Below are 4111 nucleotides of genomic sequence, written 5' to 3'. Positions count from 1 at the left end.
GAAACGATGCAGACGCATCTGCCGCTGTCGGATGCCGAGGCGCGGCGGCGCGCGATCGAGTGGCTCGAGCGCGTCGGCATTCCCGCCGCAGCGCAGCGGATCGATGCTTATCCGCACGAATTCTCGGGCGGGATGCGCCAGCGCGTGGTGATTGCGCTCGCGATCTGCGCCGAGCCCGAGCTGATTATCGCCGACGAGCCGACCACCGCGCTCGACGTCTCGGTGCAGGCCCAGATCATCGCGCTGATCAAGCGGCTCGGCCGCGATCACGGCACCGCCGTGATGCTGGTGACGCACGACATGGGCGTGATCGCCGAGACCTGCGACCGCGTCGCGGTGATGTATTCCGGCCGTATCGCCGAGATCGGCCCGGTGCAGGACGTCGTCAGGAACCCGCTGCATCCCTACGCCAAGGGCCTGATGGGCGCGATTCCGACGCTCGCAGGCGACACCCACCGGCTGATCCAGATTCCCGGCGCGATGCCAAGGCTGTCGGCGATCCCCAGGGGATGCCCGTTCAATCCGCGCTGCGCTCACGCGTTCGAGCGCTGCCACATCGAGCGGCCGGAGCCGATCCGAAAGGACACCCAGGCCGTCGCCTGCCACCTGTTCGACGTCACGGAGAGCGCGGCATGACCGCTCCGTTCGTCGAGGTGAAAAATCTGCGCCAGGTTTTCGATGTCTCAAGGCCCTGGCTCAACCGGGTTCTGGAAGGCGGCCGTCCCGAATATCTCCGGGCGGTCGACGGCGTCAGCTTCGACATCAGGAAAGGCGAGACTTTTGCGCTTGTCGGCGAGTCCGGCTCCGGCAAGACCACGGTGGCGCGCATGGTCGTCGGCCTGCTCGCGCCGACGTCGGGCGATGTCTTGATCGACGGCGTCTCGATGACGGACCCACGGCAGGCCTTCGTGCGGCGCCGGCTGCGCCGCCGCATCCAGATGGTGTTCCAGGATCCTTACGCGTCCCTCAACCCGCGCTTCCGCGTCGATGCGATCATCGCCGAACCGATCCGCGCCTTCGACCTGATCCAGGGCGAGCGCCAGATTGTCGAACGGGTCGGCGAGCTGTTGAGCCTGGTCGGCCTGCATCCCGACGACGGCAAGAAATTTTCGCACGAGTTTTCCGGCGGCCAGCGGCAGCGCATCGCGATCGCGCGGGCGCTGGCCTCCGAGGCCGAGTTCATCGTCTGCGACGAGCCGACCTCGGCGCTCGACGTCTCGGTGCAGGCGCAGATCCTCAACCTGATGCGGGACCTGCAGGACAAGTTCGGCCTCACCTATCTCTTCATCAGCCACAATCTCGCTGTCGTGCGGCACATGGCGAGCCGCATCGGCGTGATGTATCTCGGCCGCATCGTCGAGATCGCGGACGGGCGCGAACTGTTCGCTGCGCCTCGCATGCCCTACACAAAAATGCTGCTCGGCGCGGTGCCGGATCTGGCGATGAGCGGGCGGCAGCGGATTCCGGTACGCGGCGAGATCCCCAACCCCATCGACCCGCCACCCGGCTGCGCCTTCAACCCGCGCTGTCCGCTCGCGTTCGATCTCTGCCGCAAGGAGGCGCCCGCCCTGATCAACGGCGTCGCATGCCATGCGGTCAACGCTCCGGCTGACGCGGTGACCGTGTCGTGAGAGCGACGCGTATGAGGCATCTCGCGACAGGCGTTGGCATGTCGGCCCCCCTATGGTCAATTGCCCGCGTTCAACAGCGCCGGTCGCACGATGAGTTTTGGGCTGACCTGTCCTGGTATCGCAGCTGCGCCCCCTGTCCTCGCTTGCGGGGAGAGGGTTGGGGTGAGGGGGAGTCTCCACGAGCGCCGTGCTTGGAGAATCCCCCTCACCCGGATTGCGCTGAAGCGCAATCCGACCTCTCCCTGCAAGCGGAGAGAGGTGAACTGCACCCGCCGCCAGGCCAATTCAAGCAACGACCCCGCGCGCAAGTGGAATTTTTAGATGGGCAACATCAATCCTGATCTATTCACCACCCGGCCCGAAATCGAAGGCACGTTTGGCGTCGTCGCCTCGACGCACTGGATCGCGACCGCGGTCGGCATGGCGACCCTGGAGAAAGGCGGCAATGCGTTCGACGCCGGCGTCGCCACCGCTTTCACGCTGCAGGTGGTCGAGCCGCATCTCAATGGCCCCGGCGGCGACGTGCCGATCATCGTGCATGAGGTGAGGCGCGGGCGCACGGAAGTGATCTGCGGACAGGGGCCGGCGCCCGCGCGTGCGACGATTGCACATTATCGCAGCGAAGGGCTCGACATGGTGCCCGGCACCGGGCTGCTCGCGGCCTGCGTTCCCGGCACATTCGAATCCTGGATGCTGCTGCTCCGCGACTATGGCAGCATGCGGCTCCGCGACGTGCTGGAGCCCGCGATCTCCTATGCGCGCGACGGCTATCCGCTGGTCGAGCGGGCGTCCGCCACGATCAAGACCGTCGAGCAGTTGTTCAGACGACATTGGCCGAGCTCGGCCGCCGTGTATCTGCCGAACGGGGCGGTGCCGACACCTGGCACGCTGTTCACCAATACGCGGCTCGCCGAGACCTACACCCGCATCCTCAAAGAGGCGGAAAGCGCAGGCTCGGACCGCGACGTGCAGATCGAACGCGCGCGCGCGGCCTGGTCGCAGGGCTTTGTCGCCGAAGCCATCGACCGCTTCTGCCGCACGCAGGAGGTGATGGACGTCTCGGGCACGCCGCACAAGGGCGTGCTTTCGGCCGACGACATGGCGCGCTGGCAGCCGAGCATCGAAGCGCCCCTCACCTACGACTATGGCCGCTACACCGTCTGCAAGGCCGGCGTCTGGAGCCAGGGCCCTGTCATGCTGCAGCAGCTCGCGCTGCTGAAAGGGTTTCAGCTCGACGGGGTCGATCCGGCGGGGCCGGAGTTCATCCATCTGCAGATCGAATGCGCCAAGCTCGCCTATGCCGACCGTGAAAAGTTTTATGGCGATCCGAACTTTTCGGAAATCCCGATCGCGACGCTGTTGTCGGATGCCTATAACGACGAGCGCCGCAAGCTGATCTCGGAGAACGCTTCGCTCGAGCTGCGACCCGGCTCGGTCGAGGGCTTTGGCGCCGTCGTCAAACTGCGCCGCGCCGAGGGCCATCGCGAGGCCGTCGGAGCGATGGGTGCCGGCGAGCCGACCGTCGGCCGTTTTGGCGAGGTGCGCGGCGACACCGTGCATTTCGACATCATCGACCGCGACGGCAACATGATCTCCTCGACGCCGTCGGGCGGCTGGCTGCAATCCTCGCCCGTGATCCCGGAGCTCGGCTTCTGCCTCGGCAGCCGCGCGCAGATGTTCTGGCTGGAGGAAGGCCACCCCGCCTCGCTCGCGCCGGGCAAACGCCCGCGCACCACGCTGTCGCCGACCATGGCGCTGCGCGACGGCGAGCCGTATCTGGCCTGGGGCTCGCCCGGCGGCGACCAGCAGGACCAGTGGATCACGCAGTTCTTCCTGCGCCACGTCCACGCAAAGCTGAACCTGCAGGAGGCGATCGACGCGCCGGCATGGCACTCCGAACATTTCCCGATCTCGTTCTGGCCGCGCACCGCGCGGCCCGGCGTGATGGTGGTCGAGAACCGCGTGCCTGAGGCGACACGCGACGAGCTGACCCGCCGCGGCCATGTCGTCGAGGTCGGCCCCGACTGGTCGGAGGGCCGCCTCACCGCGGCCTCGCGCGTCGGCCGCCGCCGCCGCGCCGCCGCCAATCCCCGGGGCATGCAGGGCTACGCCGCGGGCCGGTGAGAGGTGCGATGAGTTTTGTTCTGACCAGTCGCCCGGCGAAAGCTGTTCACCTCTCCCCGCTTGCGGGGAGAGGTCGAAATTCGCGCGCGTCGCGCGAATTTCGGGTGAGGGGGACTCTCCGCGAGCTCGGTTCCTTGAGAGTCCCCCTCACCCCAACCCTCTCCCCGCAAGCGGCAGGGCAACCGCATATGGCGTTTGAACGCTGGCGATGCGCTCCCTCCCCCGCTTGCGGGGGAGGGCTGGGGTGGGGGCGTCGTGCGAAAAAGGCTGCAGCTGAGGCCGGGGCGGCCCCCACCCGCCGCGCAAGCGCGGCGACCTCCCCCGCAAGCGGGGGAGGCAAACGGAGAGAGCGCCAC

General features: G+C 67.6%; 3 protein-coding genes. All 3 read left to right on the top strand.

The annotated features are described in order from the left end of the window. Nucleotides 1-636, top strand: a 636-nt coding sequence (locus JOZ76_RS35210; protein WP_291705978.1) for an ABC transporter ATP-binding protein, incomplete at its 5' end; no start/stop codon positions are given. Then, nucleotides 633-1631, top strand: a complete 999-nt coding sequence (locus tag JOZ76_RS35205; protein ID WP_291705977.1) for an ABC transporter ATP-binding protein — start codon at nucleotides 633-635, stop codon at nucleotides 1629-1631. The genes JOZ76_RS35210 and JOZ76_RS35205, both read left to right, overlap by 4 nt. 321 nt (nucleotides 1632-1952) lie before the next feature. Beyond that, nucleotides 1953-3755, top strand: a complete 1803-nt coding sequence (locus tag JOZ76_RS35200; RefSeq protein WP_291705976.1) for a gamma-glutamyltransferase family protein — start codon at nucleotides 1953-1955, stop codon at nucleotides 3753-3755. Nucleotides 3756-4111: the final 356 nt, after the last annotated feature.

The sequence above is a fragment of the Bradyrhizobium sp. genome (genome assembly GCF_019244115.1).
Lineage (GTDB): Bacteria > Pseudomonadota > Alphaproteobacteria > Rhizobiales > Xanthobacteraceae > Bradyrhizobium.
The sequence above is the reverse complement of the archived record's forward strand: the minus strand, read 5'-3'. Positions and strand labels throughout refer to the sequence as shown.

What these genes read in the sequence shown, in the direction of transcription:
- JOZ76_RS35200 (WP_291705976.1), top strand. Translation starts at nt 1,953, where the DNA reads ATGGGCAACATCAATCCTGATCTATTCACCACCCGGCCCGAAATCGAA.
- JOZ76_RS35205 (WP_291705977.1), top strand. Translation starts at nt 633, where the DNA reads ATGACCGCTCCGTTCGTCGAGGTGAAAAATCTGCGCCAGGTTTTCGAT.